The sequence below is a fragment of the Streptomyces capitiformicae genome (genome assembly GCF_002214185.1).
Lineage (GTDB): Bacteria > Actinomycetota > Actinomycetes > Streptomycetales > Streptomycetaceae > Streptomyces > Streptomyces capitiformicae.
In genome coordinates this window covers 2,530,065-2,547,788 of record NZ_CP022161.1, presented here as the reverse complement: position 1 = coordinate 2,547,788, position 17,724 = coordinate 2,530,065, and the positions used below count along the sequence as shown (strand labels likewise).

Annotated in this window: 19 protein-coding genes; 11 read left to right on the top strand and 8 right to left on the bottom strand. The window is 69.6% G+C overall.

Annotated elements, in window-relative coordinates:
• Positions 1 to 55 precede the first annotated feature (55 nt).
• Positions 56 to 784 (top strand): ABC transporter ATP-binding protein, encoded by a 729-nt coding sequence (locus CES90_RS11255; protein WP_189784508.1) that lies wholly within the window; start codon positions 56 to 58, stop codon positions 782 to 784.
• Positions 781 to 1,881 (top strand): ABC transporter permease, encoded by a 1,101-nt coding sequence (locus tag CES90_RS11250; RefSeq protein WP_229913992.1) that lies wholly within the window; start codon positions 781 to 783, stop codon positions 1,879 to 1,881. Before CES90_RS11255 ends, CES90_RS11250 begins: the two co-directional genes overlap by 4 nt.
• Positions 1,882 to 2,102: 221 nt before the next feature.
• Here the strand turns inward: CES90_RS11250 and CES90_RS11245 are convergent, their stop codons facing one another.
• From CES90_RS11245 to CES90_RS11225, 5 genes are all read right to left on the bottom strand, one after another.
• Positions 2,103 to 2,741 (bottom strand): hypothetical protein, encoded by a 639-nt coding sequence (locus CES90_RS11245; protein WP_189784509.1) that lies wholly within the window; start codon positions 2,739 to 2,741, stop codon positions 2,103 to 2,105.
• Positions 2,742 to 2,820: 79 nt separating this feature from the next.
• Positions 2,821 to 3,504, bottom strand: a complete 684-nt coding sequence (locus CES90_RS11240; protein ID WP_189784510.1) for a hypothetical protein — start codon at positions 3,502 to 3,504, stop codon at positions 2,821 to 2,823.
• Positions 3,505 to 3,622: 118 nt separating this feature from the next.
• The gene (locus CES90_RS11235) at positions 3,623 to 5,083 is read right to left on the bottom strand and encodes a HAMP domain-containing sensor histidine kinase (RefSeq protein ID WP_189784511.1); all 1,461 of its coding nucleotides are present in this window, start codon (positions 5,081 to 5,083) and stop codon (positions 3,623 to 3,625) included.
• Positions 5,080 to 5,814 (bottom strand): response regulator transcription factor, encoded by a 735-nt coding sequence (locus CES90_RS11230; protein ID WP_189784512.1) that lies wholly within the window; start codon positions 5,812 to 5,814, stop codon positions 5,080 to 5,082. The genes CES90_RS11235 and CES90_RS11230 overlap by 4 nt, the downstream gene beginning before the upstream one ends.
• Positions 5,815 to 6,031: 217 nt before the next feature.
• Positions 6,032 to 7,057: a S1C family serine protease gene (locus CES90_RS11225; RefSeq protein ID WP_189784513.1), complete on the bottom strand. Its 1,026-nt coding sequence runs from the start codon at positions 7,055 to 7,057 to the stop codon at positions 6,032 to 6,034.
• 346 nt (positions 7,058 to 7,403) lie between these two features.
• On the opposite strand from CES90_RS11225, the gene CES90_RS11220 reads away from it, so the two are divergent.
• Positions 7,404 to 9,173, top strand: coding sequence for a trypsin-like serine protease (locus CES90_RS11220; RefSeq protein ID WP_189784514.1), 1,770 nt, complete (start codon positions 7,404 to 7,406; stop codon positions 9,171 to 9,173).
• Between the two features lie 182 nt (positions 9,174 to 9,355).
• On the opposite strand, the gene CES90_RS11215 is transcribed toward CES90_RS11220, so the two are convergent.
• Positions 9,356 to 10,378, bottom strand: coding sequence for a LacI family DNA-binding transcriptional regulator (locus CES90_RS11215; RefSeq protein ID WP_189784515.1), 1,023 nt, complete (start codon positions 10,376 to 10,378; stop codon positions 9,356 to 9,358).
• Between the two features lie 95 nt (positions 10,379 to 10,473).
• Positions 10,474 to 11,253: a winged helix-turn-helix transcriptional regulator gene (locus CES90_RS11210; RefSeq protein WP_189784516.1), complete on the bottom strand. Its 780-nt coding sequence runs from the start codon at positions 11,251 to 11,253 to the stop codon at positions 10,474 to 10,476.
• Between the two features lie 179 nt (positions 11,254 to 11,432).
• On the opposite strand from CES90_RS11210, the gene CES90_RS11205 reads away from it, so the two are divergent.
• The 8 genes from CES90_RS11205 to CES90_RS11170 all read left to right on the top strand — a co-directional run bounded on the left by CES90_RS11205 (position 11,433) and on the right by CES90_RS11170 (position 17,133).
• Positions 11,433 to 12,320 (top strand): alpha/beta hydrolase, encoded by an 888-nt coding sequence (locus CES90_RS11205; RefSeq protein WP_189784517.1) that lies wholly within the window; start codon positions 11,433 to 11,435, stop codon positions 12,318 to 12,320.
• A 97-nt stretch (positions 12,321 to 12,417) separates the two neighbouring features.
• Complete coding sequence (locus CES90_RS11200) at positions 12,418 to 12,672, top strand: MoaD/ThiS family protein (RefSeq protein ID WP_189784518.1); 255 nt, start codon at positions 12,418 to 12,420, stop codon at positions 12,670 to 12,672.
• 11 nt (positions 12,673 to 12,683) lie between these two features.
• Complete coding sequence (locus CES90_RS11195; RefSeq protein WP_189784519.1) at positions 12,684 to 13,826, top strand: hypothetical protein; 1,143 nt, start codon at positions 12,684 to 12,686, stop codon at positions 13,824 to 13,826.
• A gap of 204 nt (positions 13,827 to 14,030) precedes the next feature.
• Positions 14,031 to 14,765, top strand: coding sequence for an LmeA family phospholipid-binding protein (locus tag CES90_RS11190; RefSeq protein WP_189784520.1), 735 nt, complete (start codon positions 14,031 to 14,033; stop codon positions 14,763 to 14,765).
• Positions 14,766 to 15,211: 446 nt separating this feature from the next.
• Positions 15,212 to 16,051, top strand: a complete 840-nt coding sequence (locus CES90_RS11185) for a sulfurtransferase (protein ID WP_189784521.1) — start codon at positions 15,212 to 15,214, stop codon at positions 16,049 to 16,051.
• Positions 16,052 to 16,082: 31 nt separating this feature from the next.
• Positions 16,083 to 16,373 (top strand): DUF1416 domain-containing protein, encoded by a 291-nt coding sequence (locus tag CES90_RS11180; RefSeq protein ID WP_043502058.1) that lies wholly within the window; start codon positions 16,083 to 16,085, stop codon positions 16,371 to 16,373.
• A gap of 87 nt (positions 16,374 to 16,460) precedes the next feature.
• Positions 16,461 to 16,721: a DUF3099 domain-containing protein gene (locus CES90_RS11175; protein ID WP_189784522.1), complete on the top strand. Its 261-nt coding sequence runs from the start codon at positions 16,461 to 16,463 to the stop codon at positions 16,719 to 16,721.
• Between the two features lie 10 nt (positions 16,722 to 16,731).
• Positions 16,732 to 17,133 (top strand): VOC family protein, encoded by a 402-nt coding sequence (locus CES90_RS11170; RefSeq protein WP_189784523.1) that lies wholly within the window; start codon positions 16,732 to 16,734, stop codon positions 17,131 to 17,133.
• 10 nt (positions 17,134 to 17,143) lie between these two features.
• Here the strand turns inward: CES90_RS11170 and CES90_RS11165 are convergent, their stop codons facing one another.
• Positions 17,144 to 17,506 (bottom strand): DsrE family protein, encoded by a 363-nt coding sequence (locus CES90_RS11165; RefSeq protein WP_189784524.1) that lies wholly within the window; start codon positions 17,504 to 17,506, stop codon positions 17,144 to 17,146.
• Positions 17,507 to 17,724: the final 218 nt, after the last annotated feature.

Sequence of the window (17,724 nt, the reverse complement as noted above, 5' to 3'; positions counted from 1 at the left end):
CCGAATCCGTCACAGCGCCGCCGGAGTCGATCATTCCGGGGTAGCGTCGGTCGTCATGGTCACCGATGCGATCACAGTCGAAGGACTGCGCAAGCGGTACGGGGACGTACAGGCTGTCGACGGGGTCTCGTTCGAGGTCAAGAGCGGCGAGTTCTACGGCATTCTCGGACCGAACGGCGCGGGCAAGACCACCACCTTGGAGATCATCGAGGGACTGCGCGAGCCCGACGAGGGCACTGTGACCGTGCTCGGCGAGGCGTCCTGGCCACGCAACAAGGCCCTGTTGCCCCGGATCGGCGTCCAACTCCAGTCCTCCGCCTTCTTCGAGAAGCTCACCGCCCGTGAGCAGATCCACACCTTCGCCTCCCTCTATGGCGTCCCTGGCGAAAACGCCGATGCGATGCTGGAGAAGGTCGGCCTGACCGAGAAGGGCGGCGTCCGCGACGACAGGCTCTCCGGCGGCCAGGTGCAACGGCTCTCCATCGCCTGCGCGCTTGTGCACGACCCGGAGCTGGTCTTCCTCGACGAGCCGACCACGGGCCTCGACCCGCAGGCTCGCCGGAACCTGTGGGATCTCCTGCGCGACATCAACGCCGAAGGCCGCACCGTCGTCCTGACCACCCACTACATGGACGAGGCCGAGAAGCTGTGCGACCGGGTGGCGGTGATGGACCACGGCAGAGTCCTGCGAGTCGGCCCGCCCAGCGATTTGATAAGCGAGCTGGGGGTGGACTCCCTTGAGGATGTCTTCCTCCGGTTGACCGGACGGGAGTACCGCGAGTGAGGACGAGGAAGGGGACGGGGGTTCAGTCCTTCCGCAGTCTCACCAAGGCCATGACGCTGGGTCTGCTGCGCGACCGGACAGCGGTCTTCTTCATGCTGATCTTCCCCTTGATGTTCCTGGTGCTGCTCGGCACCCTCCTCAAGGACGCCGGCGTCTCCGAGTCGAAGGTGATCCAGGTCGGTGATGTCGCAGTTCTGGACGAGATGCCCGACAAGGAACGCGAACAGCTCCGTGACGTGCTGCGGATCGAGAAGACGGACGGCTCGGCGGCAGCCCGCGCCGACGCCCTGGAAAAGGTCCGCAAGGGCGACGCCGACGCTGCGGTCAGCCAGGCCGCGGGAGAGGTCGAACTGCGCTTCTCGGCGGCCGACCTGGTACGGGCGGGGAACGTGCAGGGCATCCTGGGGTCGATCGTCGAGAGGGCCAATCAGGCCGCTACCGGTCAGCCGCCCGCCTACACGCTGACGTCCGGGCAGGTCGAGGACGAGTCGACCAAGCCGATCCAGTTCCTCACCCCCGGCCTGCTCGGCTGGGCGGTGGCCATGGGGGCGGTGTTCGGTACCGCGCTCAACCTGGTCAGCTGGCGCAAGAAGCGCCTCCTGCGCCGACTGTGGCTGGCGCCTGTCAACGCCGGCTCGGTGATCGGCGCCCGTATCGGTGTGAATCTGACGCTGGCCCTCGCGCAGACCGCGATCTTCCTCGGAGTGGCCACCCTGCCCTACTTCGGTCTGCGGCTTACCGGCTACTGGTGGCTGTCGTTTCCGCTGATCCTGTGCGGCACGCTGGCCTTCATGTCCATCGGGCTGGTCGTCGGCGCCTGGGCCAAGTCCGAGGAGGCCGCCAACGGGATGGCCCAGATCGTCATCCTCCCGATGGCCTTCCTCTCCGGCTCCTTCTTCCCGCTCGACTCCGCACCGCAGTGGCTCCGTACGGTGTCGGAATTCCTGCCGCTCAAGCACCTCGGTGAGGCGATGCAGGACGTACTGTCCCGAGGCGAAGGCTGGTCCGCGGCCCTCCCCGTCATGGCGGGCCTGCTCGCCTTCGCCGCCGTCCTGACCCTGATCGCTGCCCGCCTGTTCCGCTGGGACGAGGCGTAACCGGCGCGCCGCCGGTGCCGTCCTCGTCACGGTCCGCGTGCACAGAACGCGTCAATGGCGAGGTGGGTGTGAACGTCATCGGGCGAAGCGGGCGGGAAACCGGGACGGGGAGGGGCGCGGCTCAGGAAGGTTCCTGCCTACGACCGCTGGGTCGGTGACCTCCGTAGGGCGCTGGAACGGCTCCGCTTCCTCTGATCGCGGGCACCCCGTGGACAGAACGCCTAGATCCCGGCATCCAGCAGATCCGTCGTTCCCTCCACCAGGTACTTCTCGTATCCGCCCTCGCCGAAGAGTTCGCCGATCTCCATGCCGGGGAACTCGATCGGGCGTTCCCGTCCTTCCAGCTCCACCCGTACGCGCCAGTGCTCGCCCCGGTGCTCCACCAGCACGTCCGCCCATTCCCGCGTGGGTGCGTCCACCCCGCACAGTTCCGGGCCGCCTTCCGGGCCGTAGCCGCGGAAGGAGAACAGGAAGGGGAGTTCGGCGACCAGGTGGGCGAGGTGGGCCCAGGACGGGGAGCCGAGGAGTACGACGCCGCTGGGTTCGTCGGCCGTCTCTTGCGGCGGCGGCGCGGAAGGGTCGCCCGCTCGTACGAGAGGGCGAGGGTCCGGCTCGCCCGTATGCCGGAAGGAGCACGTGCGCGACGCCACGTCCACACTCCGCAGCTCCAGCCCCTTCGGGCCGGCCTCGAAGGCCACTTCGGCGACTTGGGTCAGGAACTCGGCGACCTCGTCGTCCCGCGCCTCACGCTCGGCGGCGGCGTCCGGCTTCGGCTCCGACTCCGGGGCGCCCAGTGGCTCGTACGAGAACACGTACCGCGTCTTTCCCGCGGCCTTCCCCCGCTTCCCGGGCTTGCTCATCAGCAGTCCTTCCACCGGAATCGAGCGCATGACGCCGCCCCGGGCGCGTGCCCGCGGCGGCGTCCACGCTATCGGTGTCCTACGACGCCAGAGTCAGAACGCCCTTGACGGTCTTCGCCGGCTCGTACGTGAACAGGTACCGCTCCCCGTCCGCCGCCTTGCCGGCGTTCAGGGCCTGTACGTCGGCCGCCGCGCTCTTCGGGATCTTGAACTTGGTGTTGACCCAGGTCGGGCACTTCAGGGTCTTCTTGGTGTCGTAGCAGTACGACGTCACCGCGCCGAAGTACGCGAACCGGGGGCCCTGGCCGACCGGTGTCGCCGTCTCGTCCGTGACCAGGATCATCTTGCGGCGGTCGACGATCTTGCAGTTGCCGGAGTTGCACTTGATGCGGTGCGCGAACCCGGTCAGGCCGTACCGTCGGTTCCCCTGGGGATCGATGTTGGGCGACTTGGCCAGCCACCCGATGATGCCCTGCTTGGTGATGTTGTGCCGCTTCTTGATCTTGGTCCAGCCGAAGCCGACCATCTTGCCCCGCTTGTTGCGGTAGTACTCACCCAGCCGCAGCGGCAAGGTCCGCGTCTTCGACCGCGAGTAGTCGAACTCCTTCAGGATCTTCAGCTTCGACGAACCCTTCGCCGCCGCCGCGGTGTCCACCGAGGCCTGCGCCGGTGCGGTGTCCACCGAGGCCTGCGCCGGTGCGGTCCCCGCCAGCAGCGCGGCGGCGACGACTATGCCGGTGGCGGTCAGTTTGATCTTCTGCATCGTCCCTCACAGCGATCGTCCCCGTGTCTCCCCGGAGTGGTACGGGGGAGGGCAACCACCGTAAGAAACCCGGCACATGCGTCTCTATTGTCTCGTGGGGCACTGCCCTTACGGGCAGTCAGGGAGTCCCCTGAGGTGTCTCCGGCGGAGCCGTGGCCGCCCCCGGCAGCCTCACCGTCGCCAGCGTGCCGCCGCCCTCCGCGCGGGAGAGGGCGACCGTGCCGCCCGCCTGTTCCACCGTGCGGGCCACGATCGACAGGCCCAGGCCCGAGCCCGGGAGGGCCCGCGCGCTCGGTGAGCGCCAGAAGCGGTCGAAGACGTAGGGGAGTTCGTCGGTGGGGATGCCGGGGCCGTGGTCGCGGACGGTCAGTACTCCGTCGTTCAGGGCGACTTCGATCGTGCCGCCCTCGGGGCTGAACTTCACCGCGTTGTCGAGGATGTTGACGATGGCCCGCTCCAGCGCCGAGGGCTCGGAGCGGACGTACCACGGTTGCAGATCCGCCGTGATCGTCAGCTCGGGGCCGCGCAGCCGGGCCCGGCGCAGGGCCGCCTCCACCGTCTCCTGGAAGTCCACCACCTGGAGGTGGCGGCCACCCTGCTGACCCGAGTCCGAACGGGACAGCTCCTGCAAGTCGCCTATCAGGGAGGCCAGTTCCGTCATCTGGGCCTTCACCGAGGCGAGCAGCGCCTTGCGGTCCTCGGCCGGGATGGGGCGGCCCGTCTCCTCGCTGCGGGTGAGGAGTTCGATGTTCGTGCGGAGGGACGTGAGAGGCGTACGGAGTTCGTGGCCCGCGTCCGCGATCAACTGTTGTTGCAGTTCACGGGAGTTCGCCAGCGCGCTCGTCATCGAGTTGAAGGAACGGGAGAGGCGGGCCACCTCGTCCTCGCTCTCGTCCTCCACGGGGATACGGATGCCCAGGTCCTCGGTGCGGGCGACGTGTTCGACCGCCTCGGTGAGCTTGTCCACCGGGCGCAGGCCGGCCCGCGCCACGGCCAGGCCCGCGGCTCCGGCGCCCACGACTCCGATGCCGGAGACGAGGAGGAGGATCAGGGCGAGGTCGTTGAGGGTGGCCTGGGTGCCGTCGAGGCGCTGGGCGACGAGGATGGCCGCGCTGGACGTAGCCCCCGTGTCCTGGTTGACGAAGCTCACCGGCAGGGCCATGACGCGTACGTCGTTGCCTTCCGCGTCGGTGCTGTTGTGGAAGACGGCCTGCAGGTTTTCCGTTTCCTTGGCGACGTCCTTGTCCGTCTGTGTGACCTTGAGCGTGCCGAACGAGAACGGCAGGACACAGGGCGTTCCGTCCTCCAGGACCACCTGGGAGTAGGTGTTCCGGGGGCCGAAGCGGACGTCTTCCCTCGGGGTCTGCGCGCAGTCGACGAGCGCGGTGCTGGCCTGATCCCGCGCCATGCGCATCGACTTCGTCAGCTCATCGTTGATCTGGTCATACAGCTTCCCCTGCACGATGAACCAGCACGTCACCGAAACCGCCGCCACCGCGAACGCCACCGCCGCCGCGACCAGCATCGACAGCCGCGCGCGGATCGGGAGCGCCCGGTAGTGGCGTACGACCTTCTTCACTCCGCGCCGCCTTGTCGCAGTACGTACCCGACGCCGCGCACGGTGTGGACGAGGCGCGGCTCGCCGCCCGCCTCGGTCTTGCGGCGGAGGTACATGACGTAGACGTCCAGGGAGTTGGAGGACGGCTCGAAGTCGAAGCCCCAGACGGCCTTCAGGATCTGCTCGCGGGTGAGGACCTGACGGGGGTGGGCCATGAACATCTCAAGCAGGGTGAACTCGGTACGGGTCAGCTCCACCGCCCGCGCGCCCCGCGTGACCTCCCGCGTCGCCAGATTCATCCGCAGGTCCGCGAAGGTGAGCGCCTCGTCCTGCTCGGCCGTCTCGGCGACGGCGGACGCGTACGAGCTGCGGCGCAGCAGCGCGCGGACCCGGGCGAAGAGTTCGTCGAGCTCGAAGGGCTTGACCAGGTAGTCGTCCGCGCCGGCGTCGAGGCCGGTGACGCGGTCGCCGACCGTGTCGCGGGCGGTGAGCATCAGGATGGGGGTCGTGTCGCCCGCGCCGCGGATACGGCGGGCGGCGGTGAGGCCGTCCATGCGGGGCATCTGGACGTCGAGGATCACCAGGTCCGGCCGGTACGAGGTCGCCTTCTCCAACGCGTCCGCGCCGTCGACGGCGACCTGGGTGTCGTAGCCCTCGAAGGCGAGACTGCGCTGCAGCGCTTCGCGTACCGCCGGTTCGTCGTCGACGATAAGGATGCGCTGCGGTTCAGGGGCGCCTTCGGCGGGGCTCATGGTGGTGTTCGTTCCTCTGCGGTGGGACGTGGACGTGGCTCGTAACCGGCCTTCAGCCTCGCATGCTCCAGGGCCGGGGGATGAGGATCAGTTGCGAACCGTACGACGGTGCAGGCGCGCCACCGTCTTGCGGCGGGCCGTCGCGCGGGCGACCGACGCCACCTCGGGGGCCCGCGTCACCGGCGGGTGCAGTTCGGCCGCCACCGCGAGGGCGAGGTCAGTCCGAGCCGCCCGCCCGCAGCGTGCTCAGGTCGGACTTGACGGTGTTGATCGGGATGGCGAAGCCGAGGCCGACGCTGCCGGCGCTGGAGGAGGAGGTGGCGTCCGAGGCGGAGTACATCGCGGAGTTGACGCCGATGATGTTGCCGTTCATGTCGATGAGGGCGCCGCCGGAGTTGCCGGGGTTGAGGGACGCGTCCGTCTGGATCGCCTTGTACGTGGTCGTGGACGAACCGGTGTCGCCGTTGAACTGCTGGCCGCCGAACTCGAACGGCCACTGCCCGCCGCCGCCCTGCTGTTGCTGCTGGCCCTGGCTCTCGTCGGTCGAGACGGTGACGTCACGGTCAAGGGCGGAGACGATGCCGCTGGTCACCGTGCCGGTCAGGCCCTCGGGGGAGCCGATCGCCACGACCTCGTCGCCGACCTTGACCGCGTCGGAGTTGCCCAGCGACGCCGCCTTCAGACCGGAGGCGTCCTGAAGCTTGATGAGGGCCAGGTCCTTCTTGCTGTCGGTGCCGACGACCTCGGCGGTGTACGACTTGCCGTCGCTCGTCGTCACCTTGATCTCGGAGTCGCCGGAGATCACGTGGTTGTTGGTGATGATCTCGCCGTCGCTGGTGATGATCACGCCGGAACCGGTGGACTCACCCGCGTTGGAGGTGGCGCTGATCTCCACGATGCTCGGGCTGACCGCCGTGGCCACTCCGGAGACCGTGCCCTTCTGGCTGGTCGGCACCACGCTGGTGCTGGTGGAGCTGGAGGCGACGGTGCCCGAGCCGGTCAGCTCCTGGACGCCGTACGCCGTACCGCCGCCTATCGCCGCCGCGACGATCGCCACGGCCGCCAGCAGGGCGAGCGGGCCTCGGGCGCGCTTCTTCGGAGCGGGCACGGGGGCCGGAGCGGGGGTCGGCGGTTCGTACGCCGGCGGAGGCGGCCACTCCGGGTTCACCGGGGCGGAGGCGTGCTGCTGCTGACCCTGGAAGGGGTTCTCGTACTCGCCGCTGGGGCGGAGGCTCTCGGTCATGACTCAGAGCTTGCAGCGCGACCATGAGACCTTCCTGAGTGCTCCCTGAGAACCCCGCCAGAACCTTGTTCGCCCCATATAAAGGCGCTCCTGAAGGCGCCGCTCCTGAAGGCGCCCAGCTCCCGCCGGTCAGGGAAATAAAGGGTGTCCGCGCGGTGACGCAGAGGAACGCAGTCCCCGAATACTTGTCCGACTCCTGTGATTTCTGTGTACGGCGGGCCATGCGGGGCCTACGATCACCGCGCCGGAGGGGGGCTCCGCGGTACAACCCGTGTTCGTCGGGGTGGTCGGCGTCGTATGCCCTTCTCGGGCCTCCTACGTCACCCACGCACCCCAGGAGCCCTGAGTGATACGTGCCCTCAAGGCACTTCCCGCCGCCACGCTCGCGCTCGCGCTGAGCGGGGTCGGCGTACTCGCGGCGCAGCCCGCGACGGCGGCCGACGAGCCGACCCAGCCCACTGTCACCCTCGACCAGCCCGCCGCGCCCAAGGCCTCCGCCAAGGAACTCCGCGAACGCGTGACCAGGGCGGCGAAGGACCAGGCCACCGAGGCCACCGAGGCCACCGAGGACTCCGCCGAGTCCAGCGAATCCGCCGAGGGCTCCTCCGACGACCCGACCCGGTCCTCCTACATCATCGGCGGCAGCGAGACGACGATCTCCTCCGCCCCCTGGATGGTCCAGCTCGGGTACTACGACGCCGCCACCGAGGAGGGCTACTTCTGCGGCGGCACCCTGGTCGCCCCGAACAAGGTCCTCACCGCCGCCCACTGCACCGTGGGCCTGGACTGGGTGAAGAACGGCGCGGTCCTGGCCGGCGCGACGGGCCTGAACGACGACACCACCGGCACGGTCGCGGGCGTCCTGCGGAAGTGGGAGCACCCGAGGTACGACAACGACACCATCAGGAACGATGTCGCCGTCCTCACCCTGGACCGCCCGCTGGACCAGAAGTGGTTGCCGCTGGCCGCGTCCAACGACAGCGCGCTCTACACCGCCGGCACCAATGCCACGGTGTACGGCTGGGGCCTGACCTCCTCCGGCGGCGAGCAGGCCGTGAACCTCAAGAAGGCCACGCTGCCGCTGGTCAAGGACGCGACCTGCGACAGCGCCATGAAGGCGGTCCTCGGCACGGACTACTTCGCCGAGGGCTCGATGGTCTGCGCCGGCACCCCGGCCTCCGGCGGCAACGACGGCACGACCAGCACCTGCAACGGTGACTCCGGCGGCCCCCTGGTCGTCGGCGGCAAGGTCGTCGGCATCGTCTCCTGGGGCGTCTCGGGCTGTGTCGCCAAGGGCGCCTATCCGGTGTTCACCAAGGTCTCCTCGTACACCTGGGCCGCCCAGCCGCGTATCGACGACGCGGACCTGACGTACGACGGCCGCGCCGACCTCCTCGCCCGCACGCCCTCCGGGAACCTCTTCCTGCAGGCGAGCAACGGCACGTCGCTCGCGACCCGCGACTACCAGGGCAACGGCTGGCAGAACGCCAGCTGGGTCATGCAGGCCGACCTGGACCGGGACTACTACCAGGACCTGATCATCCGGGACAAGAACGACGGCAGCCTGTACCGCAGCTACATGAACCACTCCACCTGGGAGTGGACCTGGATGCAGATCAGCTCCGTCTGGGGCGGCTACAAGTCCTACGCCATCCCCGGCGACATGACGGGCGACGCCCGCCCTGACCTCCTCGCCCTCGACTCCTCGGGCTCGGTCTACCTCTACCCGGGCAAGGGCAACGGCCAGTTCAACAGCAAGATCAAGGTCGTCTCCGGTGCCTGGAAGGGCGCCAAGCTCCTCGGCCGCGGAGACCTCTCCGGCGATGGCAAGCCCGACCTCCTGGTCCGCTTCTCCGACGCGACCCTCTACCTCTACAAGGGCACCGGCAAGGCCTCGTCCCCCTGGTCCCCCCGCATCAAGGCCCGCACGGGCTGGAAGTTCACGGCGTACGTGACGAACGGCGACGTGACGGGCGACGCCATCGCCGACGTCATGGCCCGCGACTCGGGCGGCACCCTCTGGCTCTACCCGGGCACGAACAAGGCATCGACGTCCCTGTTCGGCAGCAGGATCAACCTGGGCACGGGCTACAACCAGTACAACGCGCTGTTCTAAGAGCACCGATCACAGCAAGGCCCGCATCCCGTCTTTTCGGGGCGCGGGCCTTGTCGCGCTTCAGGAGCGAGGGCAACCCCATGCTTTCAAGGGGCGCGGGGAACTGCGCGACAAGCCACCATGCACCCGCACCCCGCGACGAACCCAACCTCCTACGGCGCTCCCCGCAGCAGAGCCGGAGGCTACTCGCAACCGCAAGACCGCCGCGCGACAAGCTTCGACGGAAACTGCTTCACCCGCTCGCGACGCGACCCCGCCACCCGAAGCCCATCGTCCAGCACCAGATCCACCGCGGCCCGAGCCATCCCCGTACGATCCGTCGCGACAGTCGTCAGCGGCGGATCGGTCAGCGCCGCCTCCTTCACGTCGTCGAACCCGGCCACCGCCAGCTCCGACGGCACCTCGATACGAAGCTCGCGCGCGGCCCGCAGCACTCCGATGGCCTGGTCGTCGGTGGAACAGAAGATCGCCGGCGGACGGTCCGGCCCGGAGAGCAGCTCCAGCGCCACGTTGTACGCGTCGTACCGGTTGTACGGCGCCTGGAACAGCCGCCCCTCCGGGGAGATCCCGGCCTCGTCCATCGCCCGACGCCATCCCTCGACGTGATCGGAGACGGGGTCGCCGACCAGCGGCGTCTCGGCGATGCCACCCATACAGGCGACGTACTCGTAGCCGTGCGACAGCAGATGCCGTACGGCGAGCTGAGCGCCGCCGATGTCGTCTGTCACGACGGCGACGTCGTCGATCGCCTCGGGTCGCTCGTGCAGCAGCACGACCCGGGCGTCCCACGCCTCTATCTCGGCGGCAGCGTTGTCGTTGAGCGCGTGGCTGACGAGGATCAGCCCGGAGACCCGCATCCCGAGGAACGCCCGCAGATAGTGGACCTCGCGCTCGGCGACGTAGTCGGTGTTGCCGACGAGGACCATCTTTCCGCGCTCGGCGGCGGCCTGCTCGACCGCGTGGGTCATCTCGCCGAAGAAGGGCTGGCGCGCGTCCGGCACGATCATGCCTATGAGATCGGTGCGTCGGGAGGCCATCGCCTGGGCGACCCGGTCGGGCCGGTACCCCAGTTCCTTGATGGCGGCGAGGACACGCTCGCGCGTGGCCGGGGCGACCGGCCGGGGTCCGTTGTTGATGACGTAACTGACGACGGCGGTGGAAGTTCCCGCCAGTCGCGCCACATCATCCCGAGTCACCTTGGCCACGCGCGGAGTCTACGCGGATGGACCGCCGCTGGGCAGGGCGTACGAGGCGTCCCTGTGGGTTACCCGTGCGTACGCCGCCCGGCGGCGGCGCCAGGTCACGCGTCGGCCGCGACCTCGGCGGTGTCCAGGGCCGCCGTCTCGTCCGCATCCTCCGGCTTTGAGGGCCCTGCCTTGGTCTTCGTGTCGTCGCCCGAGCGGTCCGCCTTCTCCGGCGTAACGAATCGATAACCCACGTTCCGGACGGTCCCGATCAGCGACTCGTGCTCGGGGCCGAGCTTGGCCCGCAGCCGTCGTACGTGGACGTCGACCGTGCGCGTGCCGCCGAAGTAGTCGTAGCCCCAGACCTCCTGGAGGAGCTGCGCGCGGGTGAAGACACGGCCGGGGTGCTGGGCCAGGTACTTCAGGAGCTCGAACTCCTTGAAGGTGAGGTCGAGGACCCGGCCCTTCAGCTTCGCGCTGTACGTCGCCTCGTCGACCGAGAGGTCGCCGTTGCGGATCTCCATGGGGGAGTCGTCGTTGACGATCTGCTGCCGGCCCATGGCCAGCCGCAGCCGCGCCTCCACCTCGGCGGGGCCGGCGGTGTCGAGCAGTACGTCGTCGATGCCCCAGTCGGCGGTGACGGCGGCGAGCCCGCCCTCGGTGACGACGAGGATGAGAGGACAGCCGGGGCCGGTCGAGCGCAGGAGCTGGCACAGGCTGCGGACCTGGGGCAGATCGCGGCGGCCGTCGATGAGGATGACGTCGGCGCCGGGGGTGTCGACGAGGGCGGGGCCTTCAGCCGGAGCCACGCGCACGTTGTGCAGCAGCAGCCCGAGGGCCGGCAGCACCTCCGTCGACGGCTGGAGGGCATTGGTCAGGAGCAGCAGAGAACTCATACGTCTGGTTCCTCCTCGGTCCCTGCGAGGACGTTTGCGGTACGGAACTGCTCTGCGATCCCGGGGCCCCGTACACCTGCGGTCACCTGCTGTTCCCGCTTCGTATACAACGCTTCCGAAAGCACAAAAGGACTCGGGGGCTACGTTGCCCGAGTCCTCTGTCGAGCAGAATAGCCCACATGAGTGCTGGTCCGGCAGGTCATGTGACGCGATCTTTCGACATTCCGAACTCCGAGACGGCCGGTAGAGCCTCTTCACGCCCGTCCCAGAGCCGTTTGCGCAGGTTTCTCACCACTGACGACGGGGTGAATATCGAGGCCGTATACGACCCGGGAGCGGTTGTATACGGCGGCTCCCGTGACGACTCCGACTACACCGGGAGTCCACCCACCGGCCATCTCGCGGTCGTCGTCGCACATGGGTTCACGGGTGACGTGGACCGCCCGGCCGTCCGACGGGTGGCCCGGACGCTCGCCCGGTACGGGGCCGTCGTGACGTTCTCCTTCCGCGGTCACGGCAGATCGGGCGGCCACTCGACGGTCGGCGACCGGGAGGTGCTCGACGTGGCGGCGGCGGTGCGCTGGGCCCGGGAACTCGGGCACGCGCGCGTGGCCACGGTGGGCTTCTCGATGGGCGGCTCGGTGGTACTGCGGCACGCGGCGCTGCCCGACGGCCCCGACGCGGTGGTCTCGGTGAGCGCCCCCGCCCGCTGGTACTACCGGGGCACGGCCCCCATGCGCCGCGTCCACTGGCTCGTCACCCGCCCCGCCGGCCGCCTCGTGGGCCGCTACGGCTTCCGTACCCGCATCCACCACCGCGACTGGAACCCGGTGCCCCTGTCGCCGGTGGAGTCGGTCCCCTTGATCGCGCCCACCCCGCTGCTCATCGTCCACGGCGACCGCGACGGCTACTTCCCGGTCGACCACCCCGGGATGCTGGCGGACGCGGCCGGCGAGAACGGGGAACTGTGGCTGGAGCACGGGATGGGGCACGCGGAGGACGCCGCGGGGGAGGAACTGCTGGAGCGGATGGGGGAGTGGCTGGTGAAGGCGGCCGCGCCCCGATAGTCCGGGCGCGCCGGGGGCTCGCGGCGTCTGCGGTTTCCCCACGGCCCCGAGTCCCCCGTAGCCTGATGCCCGTCACGACTAATCCAGAGGAACGCAGATGCCAAAGGGCACCGTCCGCTACTGGGCCGCCGCCAAGTCCGCCGCCGGCGTCGCCGAGGAGCCCTACGACGCGACCACGCTCGCCGAGGCCCTCGCCGAGGCCCGCGAGCGCCACCCCGGCGAGCTCGCCCGCGTACTGCTGCGATGCTCGTTCCTCGTCGACGGTGACCCGGTGGGCACCCGTGAACATGAGACGGTACGTCTGGCCGAGGGCGGCACGGTCGAGGTGCTCCCGCCGTTCGCAGGAGGGTGACCCCCCACATCATGAGCAACCAGCCGTACGGGTACGACGCCCACCAGCACCAGCACCAGCACCAGCAGCAGCCGCAGCAGTACCCGGAGCCGGCCCAGCCGCACTGGCAGGGGTACGACGAGAGCCAGGCCGTCCATGCCCAGCACTACACCCAGCAGTGGGACGGCCAGACCTGGGACACCCAGGTGCAGCCGCAGGCGCCGGTCGCGGGGAACCTGACGGAGACGGCGTATCTGCCGCCGCAGACGGGCGGGTACGTCGGGCAAGACGGGCAGAACGGGCATTATGCGGCTCAGGCCCAGCCGCAGCCGCAGCCGCAGCCGCAGTCGGTGGCGCACCCGCCCGTACCCCAGCCCGAGCCCGGCTACGGTCCCCCGACTCTCACCGGCAACGCCCGGGTCACCGACGCCCAGCGTGCCCGCGCCGAGGGCCGGTCCCCGATCATCGAGCCGGGGATGCAGCCGGCGCTGATCACGGCCGTACTGGGCCTGCTGCTGGCGGGCGCGGCGGCGATCGGGGAGTACGCGCTGGCCGTACCCCTGGTGATCCTGCAGGCCGTGACGGCGGCGGGCTGGTTCCGGCTGAACGGTATGTGGCCGGCCCGGCAGGGCATCGTGCTGGCCTTCGCGGGCGCGCTCGCGGCGGACGTGGCGCTCTTCGCGGCAGGCCGGGAACACGCGCCCGCCGCGATCCTCGGGACGCTCGGGGTGTGGGTGCTGCTCGGCATCGTGCTCGGGCTGCGCAGCCACGCGGATCCGGACGAGCGGATGTACGGCCTGATGGCGACGGTGGCCTCCGCGGCGCTGTCGATCATCGCGGCCGGGTATCTGGCGGCCGTGGCGGACGCGGTGGCGGTGGGCGGGGTCGCGGTGGCCGTGGCCGTGCTGGCCCGCGCGTTGCCGTTGCCGACAGCGGCCTCGGTGGTCGTGTCGCTGCTGGCGGCGACGGGGGCGGGGATCGCCGTGGGCGGCGCGACGGACCTCGGTACGTCGGGTGCGCTGCTGGGCGGCGCGGCTGCCCTGTGCGCCCTGATCGGCCACCGAGTCGCCTCGTACGACTACCCGTCCCGCTTCGTGCACTTCACGGCGGGGGTGGCCCTGCCGCTGACTGCGGCGGCCCCGGCGGTGTATCTGCTGGGCCGCGCGCTCGCCTGACCGCCTTCTCGCCCCCGCCGCCCCTACCCGTCCCATCCCAGGGCTGCGCCCCTTGAAGGGCCTGCGGTCCTTCAAGACGGGCCCGCAGGCCTGTCACAGGTGATCGACAAGGCTCGTGAACGCTCTCCGGCCTTCCGCCGCCGCGATTACCCTCGCGGGGAAGGGACCGACCGCCGAGTGGCACAACGGGGGGAACACCGAGACATGCGCGCACTGCGAATACTTGTCATCGTCGCCGTGATCCTGGGCGGCCTCTTCGCGATCGCGGACCGTGTCGCCGTCGGCTTCGCCGAGGACGAGGCGGCGGCGCAGCTGAAGAGCAGCGAGGGCCTGGCCGCCACGCCGGACGTGTCGATCAAGGGCTTCCCCTTCCTCACCCAGGTCGCGAGCGGCGAACTGGACGACGTCGAGGTCGGCATCGCGGACTACGAGGCCCCCACGGGCAACGCCGACGAAAGCATCCGTATCGCCGACCTGAAGGCGAACATGCGCGGCGTCGCGTTCTCCACCGACTACCGCTCCGCCACCGCCGCCAGCGCCACCGGCACCGCGACCATCGCGTACGACGAACTCCTCAAGGCCGCCAAGTCCGAGCCCACGGACGTCGCCCCCGGTACCACCGCCCGCGTCGTGGGCCTCTCCGACGGCGGCAACGGCAAGATCAAGGTCGCGATCGAGGCCGATATCCCGGTCCTCGGCAAGCAGACCTTCTCCGTACTCAGCACGGTGAGCGTCAAGGACGACACCGTCGAGGTGCGCGCCGACTCCCTGCCCGGCCTCGGCGGCGCCGACCTCGCCGAGAACGCCGTCCGCTCGATCACCGACTTCCAGCAGGCCATCGACGACCTCCCCGGCGGCATCAAGCTCGACAAGGTCGAGGCGGCGTCGGACGGCGTGGAGATCACGGTGAAGGGTTCGAACATCTCGCTGGTCGGGTAGGACCACGCCGGACCACGTGCGGTTCCAGCGGAGCCAGGGCGTCCGAAAGGCGAGACGCCGCCGTCCGTACCGTAGATGTGATGACGGCTGCACAGTCCCCGGCGCCCTTCGATCAGGCCCCGGAACCTTCCTGTGTCTCACATATCGGACGATGGTGTCTCATAATTCAACACGCCGGTGACACGCCCACCCCTGCGTCCCTACGATCGAGCCTCATGCAGTGCAAATTGAGCGTCCTCCGACCGCGGGGACAGGCGGATCTCACGAAGCGGCGGGCAGTCGACCTGTGCCGCGTCGCCGCCATGCTCTGTCGCACTTTCTGAGCAGCAGTTCGCACTGCCGCGTTCCCCCTATGCCTGCGCCCTGTCCAGCCAGGGCCATCCCTGCGCGCCCCCGGCCGAACCGCCGGAGGCAACCCGCCGCAACTGCCCCGGAGGAGAAAGATCATGAGCCGCAGCGACGTCCTCGTCGACGCCGACTGGGTCGAGGCCAACCTCGACAACCCGAACATCGCGATCGTCGAGGTCGACGAGGACACGACCGCTTACGAGAAGAACCACATCAAGAACGCGATCCGGATCGACTGGACGAAGGACCTCCAGGACCCGGTGCGCCGTGACTTCGTCGACCAGGCCGGCTTCGAGAAGCTCCTGTCGGAGAAGGGCATCGCCAACGACACCCTCGTGATCCTCTACGGCGGCAACAACAACTGGTTCGCGTCGTACGCCTACTGGTACTTCAAGCTGTACGGCCACGAGAACGTCAAGCTCCTCGACGGCGGCCGCAAGAAGTGGGAGCTGGACGCCCGCGAGCTGGTCGACGAGGTGCCGGTGCGCCCCACGACCGAGTACAAGGCGAAGCCGCAGAACACCGCGATCCGCGCCTTCCGCGACGACGTGGTCGCCGCGATCGGCTCGCAGAACCTGGTCGACGTCCGCTCGCCCGACGAGTTCTCCGGCAAGCTGCTCGCCCCGGCCCACCTGCCGCAGGAGCAGTCGCAGCGTCCGGGCCACGTCCCGAGCGCCCGCAACATCCCGTGGTCGAAGAACGCCAACGACGACGGCACCTTCAAGTCGGACGACGAGCTCAAGGAGCTCTACGCCGAGGAGCAGGTGGACCTGGCGAAGGACACCATCGCCTACTGCCGTATCGGTGAGCGCTCCGCGCTGACCTGGTTCGTCCTGCACGAGCTGCTCGGCGTGGAGAACGTCAAGAACTACGACGGCTCCTGGACCGAGTACGGCTCCCTGGTCGGCGTCCCGATCGAGCTCGGCGCCAACAAGTAAGTCCCGACCTTTACCCCTCAAGGAGTCCAACATGTGCGGTGCGAAGGCCGGCGGCCCCGACGCCTCGACGATCAAGCCCGGTGAGACCACCATCCAGGGTCAGGTGACCCGCGACGGCGAGCCGGTGACCGGCTACGTCCGTCTCCTCGACTCGACCGGCGAGTTCACCGCGGAGGTCCCCACCTCCGCGACGGGCCAGTTCCGCTTCTACGCGGCCGAGGGCACCTGGACCGTCCGCGCCCTCGTCCCCGGCGGCACTGCCGACCGTACGGTCGTCGTCGCCGAGAAGGGCGCGCTCGCCGAGGTCGCGATCGCGGTCTGAGTGTTCGTATGCAGCGGCCGAGGGCCGCACCTCCCGGTGTCCCGGGAGGTGCGGCCCTTTGCTGTGCCCCGCGCCTACGCTGGAGGCATGTACGCCCGCCGGCGCCACCTCTACTTCGTCATGATGGGCACGTGCCTCGCGCTGTTCGTTCTGGCCTGGGGTGTCGTGCGCCTCTGGTCGGTGCCGGTCGCGGTGGGCATGTGCGTGGTCGCGATGGTCATCCCGCCGCTCGCCGCCGTTGTCGCCAACCGTCGGGGCCCCGACGACCGGTGGTGGGACGACCCCTCCGGCGACCCCAAGTCCGATGAGTGGTGGGACGAGCTGGACGGCAAGAAACGGCGGCAGTAGGAACGTACGCATGTCGCCTACGCGCCTGTCCCTGTCCACCGTGGTCCTCGACGCGCACGACGCCCATGAACTCGCCGCCTTCTACCGACGCCTGCTCGGCTACGAGGTGCGCCGCGAGGAACCCGGCTGGGTGCTCATCGGCCCGCCGCCCGGCACCGAGGGCATGTCCCTCGCCTTCGAGACCGAACCCGAGTACGTGCCGCCCGTCTGGCCCACCCGCAGACCAGGTGACCAGCAGATGATGCTGCACCTCGACATCGAGGTCGACGACCTCGCCGCCCTGGAGACCGAGACCGCGCGGGCCGTGGCGGAAGGGGCGCGGCTCGCCGAGTACCAGCCCCAGGACGACGTACGGGTGCTCTTCGATCCGTCCGGGCACCCCTTCTGCCTCTGGGTGGACGCCTCTCAGTAGGCGGGGTGTCTCAGTAGACGAGGGCCTGGGTGTCGTCCGCCAGGGACTCCTGGACGAAGACCTGGGCCCCGGCGATTCGTACGCCCTTGAGGACGTCCTCCTCGGTGATGTCGCGGCGGGCGGCGCACTGGGTGCACAGGGTGAGGCGGCCGCCGGCCAGGATCGAGTCGATCAGGTCGGGGAGCGGTGCCGCGTGCGGGAGCTCGAACTCGGCGGCCCGGCCCGGCAGCGCGAACCACGCGGACTCGCCGGTCAGCCAGACGGAGACGTCGACACCGCTGGCCACGGCGACCGCGGCCACCGTGAAGGCCTGGGAGCAGCGTTCGGGAGCGTCGGCCCCCGCCGTCACCTTGATCACGAGCTTCTTCGCCATGTCGGAATGGTAGAGCCAGATGCCCGGCCGAGCGGGACGCGGAGCCTGGCGGAACGAGCCGGGCCCCGGCCGCGTAAGCTGGGGCCCGGCCTTGTGTCGTAACGACCCTCCGCTCATCCGAGGAGCACCCCGTGGAGATCTTCTTCGAAGCCCTGCTGGTCCTGGTCTGCGTCGGCGTGCTCGCCTTCACCGGCCTGGCCGTGAAGAAGCTGTACCAG